Source organism: Janibacter limosus NBRC 16128 (assembly GCF_001570985.1).
GTDB lineage: Bacteria > Actinomycetota > Actinomycetes > Actinomycetales > Dermatophilaceae > Janibacter > Janibacter limosus.
Genome location: NZ_BCSS01000012.1, coordinates 71,884 through 84,529, shown reverse-complemented (window position 1 = coordinate 84,529; position 12,646 = coordinate 71,884). Strand labels below are relative to the sequence as shown.

Annotated in this window: 14 protein-coding genes; 6 read left to right on the top strand and 8 right to left on the bottom strand. The window is 68.9% G+C overall.

The genetic code is table 11. The features are described 5' to 3' along the window. Window positions 1-340 precede the first annotated feature (340 nt). Window positions 341-1,153 (bottom strand): glycerophosphodiester phosphodiesterase family protein, encoded by an 813-nt coding sequence (locus JLI01S_RS06515; RefSeq protein ID WP_068261818.1) that lies wholly within the window; start codon window positions 1,151-1,153, stop codon window positions 341-343. 226 nt (window positions 1,154-1,379) lie between these two features. On the opposite strand from JLI01S_RS06515, the gene JLI01S_RS06510 reads away from it, so the two are divergent. Next, window positions 1,380-1,838: a phage holin family protein gene (locus JLI01S_RS06510; RefSeq protein WP_068261815.1), complete on the top strand. Its 459-nt coding sequence runs from the start codon at window positions 1,380-1,382 to the stop codon at window positions 1,836-1,838. A gap of 110 nt (window positions 1,839-1,948) precedes the next feature. Beyond that, a complete protein-coding gene (locus JLI01S_RS06505; protein WP_068261811.1) occupies window positions 1,949-2,746 on the top strand; it encodes an alpha/beta fold hydrolase in 798 nt (265 codons plus the stop codon). On the opposite strand, the gene JLI01S_RS06500 is transcribed toward JLI01S_RS06505, so the two are convergent. Together JLI01S_RS06500 and nth are read right to left on the bottom strand one after the other, a co-directional pair. After that, on the bottom strand, window positions 2,709-3,401 hold the full coding sequence (locus JLI01S_RS06500) for an NUDIX hydrolase (protein WP_084349244.1): 693 nt from the start codon (window positions 3,399-3,401) through the stop codon (window positions 2,709-2,711). The genes JLI01S_RS06505 and JLI01S_RS06500 overlap by 38 nt on opposite strands. After that, the gene (nth, locus tag JLI01S_RS06495; RefSeq protein WP_068261808.1) at window positions 3,398-4,135 is read right to left on the bottom strand and encodes an endonuclease III; all 738 of its coding nucleotides are present in this window, start codon (window positions 4,133-4,135) and stop codon (window positions 3,398-3,400) included. Before nth ends, JLI01S_RS06500 begins: the two co-directional genes overlap by 4 nt. Before the next feature lie 51 nt (window positions 4,136-4,186). On the opposite strand from nth, the gene JLI01S_RS06490 reads away from it, so the two are divergent. Beyond that, complete coding sequence (locus JLI01S_RS06490; protein ID WP_068261806.1) at window positions 4,187-4,864, top strand: Crp/Fnr family transcriptional regulator; 678 nt, start codon at window positions 4,187-4,189, stop codon at window positions 4,862-4,864. Window positions 4,865-5,095: 231 nt separating this feature from the next. Here the strand turns inward: JLI01S_RS06490 and JLI01S_RS06485 are convergent, their stop codons facing one another. From JLI01S_RS06485 to sp36, 4 genes are read right to left on the bottom strand one after another with little or no spacing between them, the layout of a single operon-like run. Further along, window positions 5,096-5,905, bottom strand: coding sequence for an MBL fold metallo-hydrolase (locus JLI01S_RS06485; protein WP_068261803.1), 810 nt, complete (start codon window positions 5,903-5,905; stop codon window positions 5,096-5,098). Then, a complete protein-coding gene (locus JLI01S_RS06480) occupies window positions 5,902-6,735 on the bottom strand; it encodes an NUDIX hydrolase (protein WP_174521309.1) in 834 nt (277 codons plus the stop codon). Before JLI01S_RS06480 ends, JLI01S_RS06485 begins: the two co-directional genes overlap by 4 nt. Further along, the gene (locus tag JLI01S_RS06475) at window positions 6,735-7,199 is read right to left on the bottom strand and encodes a RidA family protein (RefSeq protein WP_068261800.1); all 465 of its coding nucleotides are present in this window, start codon (window positions 7,197-7,199) and stop codon (window positions 6,735-6,737) included. Before JLI01S_RS06475 ends, JLI01S_RS06480 begins: the two co-directional genes overlap by 1 nt. Next, window positions 7,199-7,354 (bottom strand): Sp36 family protein, encoded by a 156-nt coding sequence (gene sp36, locus JLI01S_RS16895; RefSeq protein ID WP_007926759.1) that lies wholly within the window; start codon window positions 7,352-7,354, stop codon window positions 7,199-7,201. The genes JLI01S_RS06475 and sp36 overlap by 1 nt, the downstream gene beginning before the upstream one ends. Before the next feature lie 29 nt (window positions 7,355-7,383). On the opposite strand from sp36, the gene bagA reads away from it, so the two are divergent. Genes bagA through JLI01S_RS06460 form a run of 3 tightly spaced genes read left to right on the top strand, consistent with a single transcriptional unit; the run spans window position 7,384 to window position 12,106 of the window. Then, the gene (bagA, locus tag JLI01S_RS06470; RefSeq protein WP_068261797.1) at window positions 7,384-8,379 is read left to right on the top strand and encodes an ATPase BagA; all 996 of its coding nucleotides are present in this window, start codon (window positions 7,384-7,386) and stop codon (window positions 8,377-8,379) included. Continuing rightward, window positions 8,379-9,533 (top strand): ArsA family ATPase, encoded by a 1,155-nt coding sequence (gene bagB, locus JLI01S_RS06465; RefSeq protein WP_068261794.1) that lies wholly within the window; start codon window positions 8,379-8,381, stop codon window positions 9,531-9,533. The genes bagA and bagB overlap by 1 nt, the downstream gene beginning before the upstream one ends. 53 nt (window positions 9,534-9,586) lie before the next feature. After that, window positions 9,587-12,106 (top strand): penicillin-binding protein, encoded by a 2,520-nt coding sequence (locus JLI01S_RS06460; RefSeq protein ID WP_084349242.1) that lies wholly within the window; start codon window positions 9,587-9,589, stop codon window positions 12,104-12,106. Window positions 12,107-12,160: 54 nt separating this feature from the next. Here the strand turns inward: JLI01S_RS06460 and JLI01S_RS06455 are convergent, their stop codons facing one another. Next, window positions 12,161-12,619 carry a GatB/YqeY domain-containing protein gene (locus JLI01S_RS06455; protein ID WP_068261788.1) on the bottom strand — a complete coding sequence of 153 codons (459 nt, stop codon included), beginning with the start codon at window positions 12,617-12,619 and terminating at the stop codon, window positions 12,161-12,163. Window positions 12,620-12,646 lie beyond the last annotated feature (27 nt).

The following is a 12,646-nucleotide window of genomic DNA, read 5'->3' as shown; positions in this document are numbered from 1 at the left end:
TTACCACTCGAACCGACGCGGGCCAAACTCGCTTGCTTCCTCAAGGAATCTCAGCGGGTTTCTCGCCTGCGGCGATCTCCGACACTAGCAGTCGAGCTGCTGTGCTTCCAAGTCCGTGTTCCTGGCGCAAAAGCACCTGGGCACAGACTCGGAGTGGAAGAGTCAGTCCGCGGGACCGGCCTGCCTGGGGCGGCTACAAGAGCCTCCGCTTGGTGTCCGTTCCTCCCTCTCGGGCTGACATCGAGAACATTAGATCACTGCTGCGCGATGCGCCAAATCGACTCTCCACCCAGCTCGCCAGGAGGGTGCACTGGCCCGATTTTTCGCGGTTTTTGCCCGCTCAGGACCTGATCGGCTCGGGGATGCGGTCCGTGGGGGTCGCGAAGTCGCCGCCCATGGGAGTCCACACCCCCCTGCTGATCATGAGCGAGCGGAGACGGTCGGGCCGGTCCGTGATGATCCCGTCGACCCCCATGTCCAGCAGTTCGTGCATCTGCGCAGGGTCATCGACTGTCCACACGATCACCCGCACGCCGAGTCGATGGGCTCGTCGCACGAGCCCGGGCGAGTGGATGGGCAGACGACCCAGCTGGATGGGTACGTGGGCGAAGCGCCCGCGGACGACTGAAGCCGGTGGCGGCACGCCGGCCTTGGCAGCCGAGATCAGGGCCACCAACGAGCGCCAGCCCAAGGCCGTTCGCACGTGGGGCACCTGAGAGGCCAGGTGTTGCAGCCAGCCGTCCCATGCACCGGCCACGCACACGCGCTCGGCATAGTCCCGCCGTTGGAGGAGACGAGCCATCGGTGCGATCGCGGCTCGGTCCTTCAGGTCCACGGTGAAGCAGGCCTCGGGGAAGGAAGCGAGCGCCTCCTCGAGTGTGGGGATTAGTTCGACACCCGCGACACGGACACGTCGGTGCAAGTCGGCAAGAGTCCGCTCCCCCAGGCGTCCGGTGCCTGTCGTGCAACGGTCAAGGACGTCATCGTGGAAGCAGACGAGGTGGCCATCGGCAGTCAGCCTCACATCGCTCTCGAGGTACCGCAGTCCCAGCGCAGTCGACCTGGAGAAGGCCGCAAGCGTGTTCTCCGGCGCCAGTCCGGCACCACCTCGGTGACCGATGGCCAGCGGAGTCGACTCCTCGCCGTACGTCATACCCCGATGGTGGCCCGGATCCGCCGGTACCGAGGCGCAACGGAGGCCGATCCGGACAAGGTTCACCACAACTTCCCCCGTGCGTCGCCCTCCCTTCGCGATCACCGAGGCGGAGGCCTCCAAAGCCGTACGTTCCCTCAGTTGACGCGACTCGTGGGTAGGGTGACAGCGAGAACCACGGGCCACCCTTGGTGGCCGCTCGACACACATATCGACCAGGAGCAGCATGAGCAACGATCAGGCCCGCACCGTTAGCACTGACCCCGCCACCCGGCGCCTCGTCGGTCAGCCCGCTCCGGGCGAGGCCGAGCGCTCGGTCGGCCAGCTCGTGGCAGACGCGTCGCACGACATCTCGGCATTGGTCCAGAGCGAGATCCAGCTCGCCAAGTCCGAGGTCACCAAGGGCCTCTCCTTCGGAGGCAAGGGAGCGGCCCTCCTCGCTGTCGCCGCCTTCCTCGGGCTGCTCGGCCTGATCTTCCTCTTCCACACCTTGGCCCAGGTCATCGCAGTCTGGCTGCCCGTGTGGGCCGGCTACCTCATCATCACGGTGGTGCTCTTCATCTTCGCGGCCGTCGCCGGACTCATCGGACTCAAGGCGCTGAAGAAGGCCAAGGCCAACACCGTGCCGCAGAGGGCGATCCGCAATGCCCAGGAGACTGTCGCCGCCATCAAGCCGGGCAGCTGAACCCGCCCGACGCCGCGGCCGCGCTCGTCGACGGCCCGTGGGAGCACCGATTCGTCTCGGCCAATGGGGCCCGGTTCCACGTCACGTCGACGGGAACCGGGCCCGTTGTCGTGTTCGTCCACGGGTACCCGCAGTACTGGTGGAGCTGGCGTGACCAGCTCCCGGCTGTCGCCGCCGCCGGGTACCGGGCCGTCGCCGTCGACCTGCGCGGCTTCGGGGCGAGCGACAAACCACCATCGGGCTACGACGCCCCCACCGCATGCGACGACCTGGCAGCCATCATCCGCAGCCTCGGTGCTGAGCGGGTTGCTCTCGTCGGGCTGGGGCTCGGCGCCACCTTTGTCTGGAGCATGCCCACGCACCACCCGGAGGTGACCGCCGCGATCGCGCCGATCGGCATGCCGCACCCGGCGGTCTTCCACCACGCGATGTGGCGCCACCCGGTCCAGTGGCGAGCCAATCGCTACCTGCGAGCCATGCAGACCCCCTTCGCCTCCGAGCGCCAGTCGGTCAGCGTCGCCCGCCGGTTGCGGCAGTGGTCGGGTCCCGACCACTCCTGGATCACCGATGAAGTCGCCGAGCGCTATACGGAGGCGATGGCCCTTCCCTTCGCCGGGGTGGCTGCGGCCGAGTACCACCGGTGGTTCTACCGCTGCCGGTTCAACCCCACAGGCCTGCGCTACCTCCAGCGGGTCAAGTCGCGCATCGACGTCCCGGTGCTCCACCTGCACGGGGCGGAAGACCCCACCTCGCTCACCACGATGGCCGCCGAGTGCGAGCGACACGTCTCCGGCCCGTTGTCCGTGCGCAGCCTGCCCGGGGTCGGCGCCTTCGTGCCCGAGGAGGCGCCGGAGGAGACCAACCGGGCACTCATCGAGTGGTTGGCCGCCGTGCAACCGAGCGCGTGAGGTACTGACGCACGAAGCGCCATGGCAGGCGTCGATGCGCGGAGTCGTCCCACGGCTGGGTCAGCTCGGCCGCATCGAGCAGCACACTGAGCAGCTGCGCCGTGAACCCCCAGACGAAGAGCCCGGCCACCTCGAACCCCGGACCGGTGTACCCGCTGGGCCCCTTGACCATGAAGCGGTTGGCCGGGTTGACAAGGTCGGCGACCGGGATCCGCTCGACGCGGGCCACCTCCCCCGGGTCCACGACGCGAAGGGGGCCGGGGTCGCGCCACCAGCCGAGGACAGGCGTGACGGCGTTTTCGCTCGGGCCCAGCCACAGGTCGGGGAAGGACCCCACGACCTCGATGCCTGCTGGCTCCGCGCCGACTTCTTCCCACGTCTCGCGCAGGGCTGCGTCGACCGACGTCTCACCGGGGTCGAGCTTGCCGCCGGGGAAGGAGACCTGGCTGGCGTGGCTGCGCAGACTCCCCGAGCGCTCCGTGAGCACGATGTCGTGCCCGTCGTGGAGGTCGCTCTCCCCGACGAGCATCAGCACGGCGGAGCGGCGTGGCGGGTCACTCGGGGGCGCGAACTGGCTGAACCAGCCGGGCAGGTCGGCATGCAGGGCTGCCTCGGCCCCGAGCAACCAGGAAGGCGGGTCGGACTGAGTGCTCACGCCTCTCCCTTCGTCGGCTGGGCGCCGGGAGCCAGCTCGTACTTGAGCAGCTGGGCGGCCTTGTCAGGATCGGTCTCACCAATGCCGTGGGATGGACACCATTGCGCCACGGGACAGGCGCCGCAGGCCGGACGGCGGGCGTGGCAGGTACGTCGCCCGTGGAAGATCAGCACGTGGCTGAGCATCGTCCAGTCCTTGCGCGGGACGAGCTCGCCCACGGCGTGCTCGACCTTGACCGGGTCCTCCTCGTCAGTCCACCCCATGCGGCGGGCCAGCCGGCCGAAGTGCGTGTCCACCGTGATCCCGGGGACGCCGAAGGCATTGCCCAGGACCACATTCGCCGTCTTGCGGCCCACACCGGGGAGCTTGACGAGGTCCTGCAGCCGCCCGGGAACCTCTCCGTCGTGCTGGTCCACGAGGACGGCTGCGAGCTTGAGGACGGAGTTGGTCTTGGCCCGGAAGAAGCCGGTCGGGCGCAGCACCTCCTCCATCTCGGCGCGGTCCGCGCCTGCGAGGTCGGCTGCCGTGGGCCAGCGGGCGAAGAGTGCCGGTGTCACCTTGTTGACCGTGACATCGGTCGTCTGCGCGGACAGGACTGTGGCGACCAGGAGCTGCAGCGGGTTGTCGAAGTCCAACTCGCAGTGCGCGTAGGGATAGCGCTGGTGCAGAGTGCGATACATCCGCCGCGCTCGACGGGTCAGGGCCAGCGGGGACTCCTCGCGAACGACAGACACCCTCGCAGCCTAGGCCCCCCTCTGCGCAGGTGACATGGCACACTGCCCTCTGTGAACCTCGATGTCGTACGCCGCGCCCCGCTCTTCGCGACCCTTGACGACGCCGACGCCGCTGAGGTGATGGCGACGATGACCCCTGTGCGCATGGAACGCGGGGACGTCCTCTTCAACGAGGGCGACCAAGGTGATCGTCTCTACGTGATCACCGAGGGCAAGATCAAGCTCGGTCGCTCCTCCACCGACGGCAGGGAAAACCTGCTGGCGATCCTCGGCCCGTCCGAGATGCTCGGCGAGCTGAGCCTCTTCGACCCGGGGGCACGCACCGCCACCGCGACGGCCGTGGCGGAGACGCAGCTCATCGGTCTGGGCAACGAGCAGCTGAGCCAGCTCCTCGGAGCCCACCCCCGCATCGCAGGCACGCTCCTGTCGGCACTCGCACGGCGCCTGCGACGCACCAACGAAAACTTGGCGGACCTCGTCTTCACCGACGTCCCGGGCCGCGTGGCCAAGGCCCTCCTCGAGCTCAGCCAGCGCTTCGGTCGCCCGGTCGAGGAGGGCGTCATGGTCGCCCACGACCTCACCCAGGAGGAGCTCGCTCAGCTCGTCGGCGCCTCTCGCGAGACGGTCAACAAGGCGCTGGCCGACTTCGCGTCCCGTGGCTGGTTGCGACTCGAGGCCCGCGCTGTGCTGCTCACCGACGTCGAGCGCCTCCAGCGCCGCGCCCGCTGACCCAGACGCACCGAAGGCCCCGGACCACATGGTCCGGGGCCTTCGTCATGTCCAGCGATCGCTGAACTCGACTCAGGTGAGCGACCGAGAAGCCGACGAAAGATGGGTGCGGCCCGACTCATGGGCGAAGCCGGCCTCCGGGACGACGTGAGACCAAGGGTGCGTCCGCCGGCTTCGTCCTTAGGGCCGCACCAGCTTTCGCCGGCGACCGAGCAAAAGCTCAGGACGGGCTCAGCGCTCGAGGAACCTCATCTGCGCGAGCACGGACAGCTTCGCGGCGGGCCACACGGACCTGTCGACGTCGGCGTAGACGCTCGCCACGACCGCATCGGCGTCAACCGCGCCATCGGCCATCGCTGCCCGCACCTGCTCGAGGCGTTCGCGGCGGTGGACGCGGTAGAAGTCGACCATGGCGGCGGCGTCGGGAACCGTGGGCCCGTGTCCGGGGAGGATCGAGGCGACCTCACCGTCCCCGGTGAGCGCCTTGATGCGCTCGAGCGAGTCGAGGTAGGCAGACAGCTCACCGTCGGGGTGGGCGACCATCGTGGTCCCGCGCCCGAGGACGGTGTCGCCGGTGAGCAGCGCGTGGTCTGCAGCGAGCGCAAAGGAGATCGAGTCCGAGGTGTGGCCCGGGGTGGCGACGACGCGGACCTCGAGGCCGGCGGCCGTCAGCACGTCGCCGTCAGCGAGGTCGTCGTGCCCACGCCCCACGGCCTGCACCGGGGCGCTCGTGAGTCGAGCCAGCCGGGGGGCGCCCTCGCTGTGGTCGTGGTGCCCGTGGGTGAGCACGATGCGGGTGACCCGAGCTCCCAGTGCGGTGACGTGGTCGACGACCCGCTGCTGGTGCGCAGCCTCGTCCTCGCCCGGGTCGATGACGATCGCCTCGGTACCCCCCGGAGACAGGAGGACCCAGGTGTTGGTGCCGTCGAGCGTCATGGGCCCCGGATTGCCCTGGAGGATGCAGTGCGCGTGCGGCGTGATCTGGCCGCCTGTCCACTGACCGAAGGGGGCCGACGGCTCGGGAGCCACAGCAGCGCTCATGGCAGCTGCGCTCGCATGGCGGGACCCGCGTCGGTCCGGACGAGCTGCGGCATGACCGGAGCGATCGGGAAGTCCTGGTTGAGGGCAGCACTGACAGTGCTCACCTCGGCGAGCTGCTCGAGGCAGACCAGTGTCGGCGGCATGAGCATCAGATCGCCGTCCTCGAAGGCGGCGACGGCTGCGTCGGGACGCAGCCACTCGGATCGGTCCGCCTCGCTGGTCTCCCCGTCGGGGTCCTGCCCCTGTGGCACGGCGGCCACGAAGAAGCGGGTGTCGAAGCGACGCGGCTCGGCCTCCGGCGTGATCCAGTGTGCGCGGTAGCGCAGGAGGTCGCTGCGCAGGACGAGATGTTGCTCCAGGAGGACCTGGCCGAAGCCGACCTCGTGCGCGACGAGCTTGGCGCGCAGGTCGGTGGAGACCTCGGGGTCGAGCTGGGGAACCTCATCTGCCGCAGAGGCGGGAGAGGCCAGGAGGACCCCGGTCTCCTCGAAGATCTCGCGTATCGCGGCCGCCACGAGCATGCGAGCGCTGGCCTCGTCGGTCTCCAGGGTCTCGGCCCATTCCTCAACGGCGGGTCCTGCCCAGGGCAGCTCGTCCTCGGCGTCACGTCGGTCCACTCCCCCGCCAGGGAAGACATGCATCGACGGCGCAAAGGCCATCGACGAGACCCGACGGAGCATGAAGACCTCGAGCGGGCCTTCGTCGTCACGCACGAGCATGACGGTCGAGGCCAGCTTGATCGGCGCCGGCTCGGCCGGCTCCGGCCGCTCGCCGTCGATGCCCAGGAGAGCCTCGCGCATCGGGCCGAGGAGGAAGTCGCGCTGGGCCATCAGTCGCTGATCCGGACCGTGACCTCGACCTCCACGGGAGCACCAAGCGGCAGGGCGGCAACGCCCACGGCGGACCGGGCGTGCTCGCCTGCCGCGCCAAAGACCTCGCCGAGGAGCTCACTCGCGCCGTTGATGACGCCTGGCTGACCGGTGAAGTCCGGTGCGCTGGAGACGAAGCCCACGACCTTGACGACCTGCTCGACCTTGTCGAGGTCACCGATCGCGGAGCGGATCGCCGCGAGGGCGTTGATCGCGCAGACCCGCGCCAGGTCCTTGGCCTGCTCCGGTTCGACCTCGGACCCGACGTGCCCGGTCGCCGGCAGTGCACCGTCGACCATCGGCAGCTGGCCGGAGGTCAGGACGTGGTTGCCGTCGACGATCGCCGGGACGTACGCACCGGCCGGGGCGGCCGGGTCGGTCAGGGTGATGGACAGCTCGGCGAGACGTGCCTCGATGCGGCCCATCAGGCGGCCTTGGGACGCTTGAGGTAGGCAACGAGGTTGCCCCCGTCGCCCTGCAGGACCTGAACGAGCTCCCAGCCGTCCTCGCCCCACTGGTCGAGGATCTGCTTGGTCGCGTGGACGATGAGCGGCACTGTGACGTATTCCCACTGGGTCATGTCGGCACCCTACTCGTAGGCTGTGAGGCGTGACCGGCCCCTCTGATTCCCCCGTCCGCCTGCATGTCGTCACCGGCAAGGGCGGCACGGGCAAGACGACCGTCGCTGCAGCGATGGCTCTGGCGCTGGCCTCCCAAGGGCAGCGTGTCCTCCTCGCCGAGGTCGAGGGCCGGCAAGGGCTGGCGCAGATCCTCGACGTCGCCCCCTTGGGCACCGAGGAGCGCTCTCTCGTCACGGACCCGTCGGGGGGCGAGGTCATCGGCTTGTCCGTCGACGCCAAGACCGCGCTGCTGGAGTACCTGCAGAAGTTCTACAAGCTCGGGCGCGCCGGCTCCATCCTGGAAAAGGTCGGGGCTGTCGACTTCGCGACAACGATCGCGCCGGGCGTGCGCGATGTCCTGCTCATCGGCCGGGTGTACGAGGCGGTCGGCCGCACGACCAAGGGAGCCAAGAAGCGCCCCGTCTTCGACTCCGTGGTCCTCGACGCACCTCCCACCGGCCGGATCGGCCGCTTCCTCAACGTGAACTCCGAGGTGTCGGAGGTCGCCAAGGTGGGCCCGGTCCGCAACCAGGCCGACTCGATCACGAGACTGTTGCAGAGCCCGGCGACCGCCGTCCACCTCGTCACGCTCTTGGAGGAGATGCCCGTGCAGGAGACACTCGACGCCATCGACGAGCTGGGCTCCCTCTCCCTTCGGGTCGGGTCGGTCATCGCCAACGGAGTGCGCCAGCCACTCGTCGCGGACGAGGACGCCGCTGCAGTCGCCGACGGTGACCTGCGAGTGCACGAGGCCCTCGAGTCCGCCTTGGCTGCCATCGGTGTGAAGACCGGCCCAGCACTGCTGGGGGGGCTCCTGCAGGAGGGCGCTGACCACGTCGAGCGCGCTCGGCTGCAGGCCGAGCAGCACGTGGTCCTCCGCGAGCTCGATGTCCCGATCCGGGTCCTGCCCCACATGAGTGACGGCGTGGAGTCGGGCGAGCTGCGCCTGCTCGCGGATGCCCTCGCCGACCAGGCAGGTCTGTGATGGCCACCGACCACGGGCCCGTGCTCAACCTCGACGCGGTCATCGGCGACATCGAGCGACGGATCATCGTCTGCTGCGGCTCCGGTGGCGTCGGCAAGACGACGACCGCAGCGGCACTGGCCGTGCGGGCCGCCGAGCAGGGACGGCGCGTGGTCGTCCTCACGATCGACCCGGCACGTCGGCTCGCCCAGTCGCTCGGTCTCGAGGAGCTCGACAACACGCCTCGCCCCGTCGTCGGCCTCGACACCTCGGCGGGAGGCTCTCTCGACGCGATGATGCTCGACATGAAGCGCACCTTCGACGAGGTCGTCGAGGCCCACGCGACCCCGGACAAGGCGGCACAGATCCTCGCCAACCCCTTCTACATCGCCGTGTCCAGCTCCTTCGCCGGGACGCAGGAGTACATGGCGATGGAAAAGCTCGGGCAGCTGAGGGGACAGATGGCTGACGGCTCTCGCGACTGGGACCTCATCATCGTCGACACCCCTCCCTCCCGATCCGCGCTGGACTTCCTCGATGCGCCCTCCCGCCTCGGCTCCTTCCTCGACGGGCGCTTCATCCGGCTGCTCACCGCGCCGGCCAAGGTGGGCGGGCGCGCCTCGGTCAAGGTCTTCAGTGCCGGGGTCTCGATCGCGAGCGGCGTGATGACCAAGCTCCTCGGAGGCGACTTCCTGCGCGATGTCCAGACATTCGTGGCCGCCATGGACACCATGTTCGGCGGATTCCGCCAGCGTGCCGACGAGACCTACGCGCTCCTCTCCCGCCCCGAGACGGCCTTCGTGGTCGTCGCCGCCCCGGAGCGGGACGCGATGCGCGAGGCCGGGTTCTTCATCGAGCGTCTGGCGAGCGACCGCATGCCCTTGGCGGGCGTGCTCGTCAACCGCGTCCACGTCGCCGCCGCCAAGCAGATGGGCGCAGGCCGGGCCGAGGATGCCGCCGTGCAGCTCGACGAGCTGGGCGGGCACGACCTCGCCGCCGCTGTGCTGCGTGTGCACGCCGAGGTCGCGGAGACCGCGGCCCGCCATCGTGGCCTCGTCACCCGGTTTCGCACCTCGCACCCGGGAGTCCCCCTCGGAACCGTCCCCGCGCATGCGGTCGACATCCACGACCTGGCCGGATTGCGTGAGATCGGTGAGTCACTCGCCGGAGGGTGACCGGCCCTCGCGCCTGCAGGCACCGCACAGTTTGCGCAGTTACCCTGTTTCGCATGTCTGACTCCCGGATGCCGCACCTCTTCCGACTCCTCGGCGCCTTCTTGGCCGTGGCCGTCGGGATCGGACTCGTGGGTGCCGGCATCGCCATCCCCCTCGCCGGTGCGACGGGTGGAGCCGCGAAGTCGACCGCGAGTGGGTTCAACGAGCTCGACGACGAGTTCACCGCCAACCCGCTCGCCCAGCAGTCGAAGATCTACTCCGCTGACGGCAAGCTGCTGGCCACGCCCTACGACGCCAACCGCATCGTCGTCCCGCTGAGCAAGGTCTCGCCGTGGATGCGCAAGGCGCAGATGGCCATCGAGGACAGCCGCTTCTACGAGCACGGGGGCATCGACGTGCGCGGAACCCTGCGCGCCCTCGTCTCCAACGCCTCCAGCGGTCAGACCCAGGGTGGGTCCTCGATCACCCAGCAGTACGTCAAGCTGATGCTGCAGGAAAAGGCCGTCCGCGAGGGCGACAAGGAGGGCGTCGCGGCCGCTACTGAGCAGACCTACAGCCGCAAGCTGCAGGAGCTGAAGTACGCGCTCAACGTCGAAAAGACGCACACCAAGGACCAGATCCTCTCCGGGTACTTGAACCTCGCGCTCTATGGCGACCAGGCCTACGGGGTCGAGGCTGCGGCCAACCACTTCTTCAGCAAGAGCGCCAAGGAGCTGACCATCGGGGAGTCCGCCACTCTCGCGGGTGTCGTCCAGTCCCCCAGCCGCCTCAACATGCGCACCAACCCCGACGAGGTCCAGGAGCGACGGGACCTCGTTCTCACCCGTATGCAGCAGCTGGGCATGATCACCCCGGAGCAGGCGGACAAGGCCAAGACCGTGGACGTCGAGGACATGCTCAAGATCAAGAAGAACGAGGGCGGCACCTGCTCCAAGGCTGCCGACCCCTACTTCTGCAACTACGTCATCCAGTACCTGCGGCAGATGCCTGAGCTGGGCCCTGACCCCGACGCACGCATGCTCGCGGTCAACACCGGCGGGCTGCGGATCAAGACCACGCTGCGGCGCGACTGGCAGAAGGACCTCAAGAAGGAGCTCACCGAGCGGGTCCCGAGCGGTACCGAGAAGTTCGGCGGCGCCGGCGCCCTCGTCGAGCCCGGCACCGGCAAGGTCCGCGCCATCGCCCAGACCTCCACCTACAAGGTAGGCCTGAAGAAGGCGTCGACGACCTACTCCGAGCAGGCATGGAGCGTGCCGGCCCAGTACGGCGGCACCAACGGCTTCGCCATCGGATCGACCGCGAAGATGTACGCCCTCGTCGCAGCCCTCGAGAAGGGCAAGCCGCTCTCCTCGACGGTCAACGCGCCCTCGGCCGGGGTGAAGAACCCGCACGTCTTCACCAAGGACGAGTTCCAGTCCAAGTGCAGCACGAGCGAACCATGGCGCGTCTCCAACGACTACCAGGTCGGTGGCACGATGACCCTGGCCGAGATGACCAAGAAGTCCATCAACACCGCCTTCGCCCAGCTGGCCTCCGACGTCGGGTCGTGCAACATCCCGAAGGTCATGTCGAAGATGGGCCTGACCGACGGCTACGGGTTGCCCTACGGGCTCAGCTACGCCAACGGCCAGAAGGTCAAGGACGACTACGCCATCTCCAACCTGGTCCTCGGCTCGGACTCGACCTCCCCCCTTCAGCTCGCGTCCTCGTACGCCACGCTCGCCGCGGACGGCAAGTACTGCCCGCCCAACCCGATCGAGTCGATCACGACGGCCAACGGCAAGAAGATGAAGATCAAGGCCCCGCCGTGCAAGCAGGTCATCGACAAGGGCGTCGCCAGGGGCGTCACCCAGCTCCTCCTCGGCCCGCTGGAACCGGGTGGCACCGCCGCCGGCAATGACCTCGACGGTGGCCGTCAGGCCGCCGGCAAGACGGGGACCACCGACAACCACAAGCAGTCCTGGTTCGCCGGCTACACCCCCCAGCTGTCGACCGCGATCTGGGTCGGCTCCCCGATCCGTGAGTACGACATGGACGGGATCACCCTTGGTGGTCGCTACTACTCCCAGGTCTTCGGTGGCACGCTCGCCGCACCGATCTGGAGCGACATCATGAACGCCGCGTCCGAGGACATGCCGAAGAAGAAGTTCAAGAAGCCCGGCGACAAGATCGTCGACGGCGACCTGCGCACCATCCCCGACGTGGCCGGCATGGGGCCGACACAGGCGAAGGCAAAGCTCGAGAAGGCCGGCTTCAAGGCCAAGGAGGGCGACCAGGTCCCCAGCCACGCCCAAGCCGGTGCGGTGGCCTACACCCAGCCCCAGGGCAAGGCCCTCAAGGGCGCGACGGTGACGATGTACATCTCGTCCGGGGTGCCGCCGTACACACCACCCCCGCCGCCCCCGCCGCCGCCGCCGGTGACGACGACCCAGGCGCCGCCACCGTCCTCGACGTCATCGTCGAGCTCCAGCTCGTCCACGTCGAAACCGTCATCGAAGTCCACGTCGAGCCCCAAGACGACGAAGAAGCCGGACAAGCCCAAGAAGACGGCCAAACCCAAGACGACGGACTGAGCATGACGAAGGCGGTGCCCCGAGTGGGCACCGCCTTCGTCATGTCGCGCGGCGTCAGCCGGCCAGGCGCGCCTTGACCTTGGCCGCGATGGCTCCGCCATCCGCGCGGCCCGCGGCCTCGGTCTGGGCGGCCTTCATGACCTGTCCCATCTGGCCCATCGAGGTCGCCCCGACCTGCTCGATGGCGCGGTCGACGATGGCAGTCAGCTCGTCGTCACCGAGCTGCTCGGGCAGATAGCCCTCGAGGACGACGAGCTCGGCGTCCTCCCGCTCGGCCAGCTCGGGACGCCCGGCGTCGCGGTACGCGGACGATGACTCCTTGCGCTTCTTGGCCTCCTTGGCCAGCACCTTGAGCGTCTCCTCGTCGCTGAGCTCGCGGGCCGAGGTGCCGGAGACCTCTTCGGTGCTGATCGCCGTCAGCGCCATGCGGAGCGTGGCGACGGTGACCGCCTCACGGGCACGCATCGCGGCATGCAGATCGTCCTGGAGGGTGGTCTTGAGGGTGTCGGTCATGGACCGATTGTCGCAGCGTCCACCCGC

Excerpts from the sequence above, each read along its gene's own strand:
- JLI01S_RS06515 (WP_068261818.1), bottom strand. The coding sequence starts at position 1,153 with ATGACGTACGGCGAGGAGTCGACTCCGCTGGCCATCGGTCACCGAGGT.
- JLI01S_RS06510 (WP_068261815.1), top strand. The coding sequence starts at position 1,380 with ATGAGCAACGATCAGGCCCGCACCGTTAGCACTGACCCCGCCACCCGG.
- JLI01S_RS06485 (WP_068261803.1), bottom strand. The coding sequence starts at position 5,905 with ATGAGCGCTGCTGTGGCTCCCGAGCCGTCGGCCCCCTTCGGTCAGTGG.
- JLI01S_RS06480 (WP_174521309.1), bottom strand. The coding sequence starts at position 6,735 with ATGGCCCAGCGCGACTTCCTCCTCGGCCCGATGCGCGAGGCTCTCCTG.
- JLI01S_RS06475 (WP_068261800.1), bottom strand. The coding sequence starts at position 7,199 with ATGGGCCGCATCGAGGCACGTCTCGCCGAGCTGTCCATCACCCTGACC.
- sp36 (WP_007926759.1), bottom strand. The coding sequence starts at position 7,354 with ATGACCCAGTGGGAATACGTCACAGTGCCGCTCATCGTCCACGCGACC.
- bagB (WP_068261794.1), top strand. The coding sequence starts at position 8,379 with ATGGCCACCGACCACGGGCCCGTGCTCAACCTCGACGCGGTCATCGGC.
- JLI01S_RS06460 (WP_084349242.1), top strand. The coding sequence starts at position 9,587 with ATGTCTGACTCCCGGATGCCGCACCTCTTCCGACTCCTCGGCGCCTTC.
- JLI01S_RS06455 (WP_068261788.1), bottom strand. The coding sequence starts at position 12,619 with ATGACCGACACCCTCAAGACCACCCTCCAGGACGATCTGCATGCCGCG.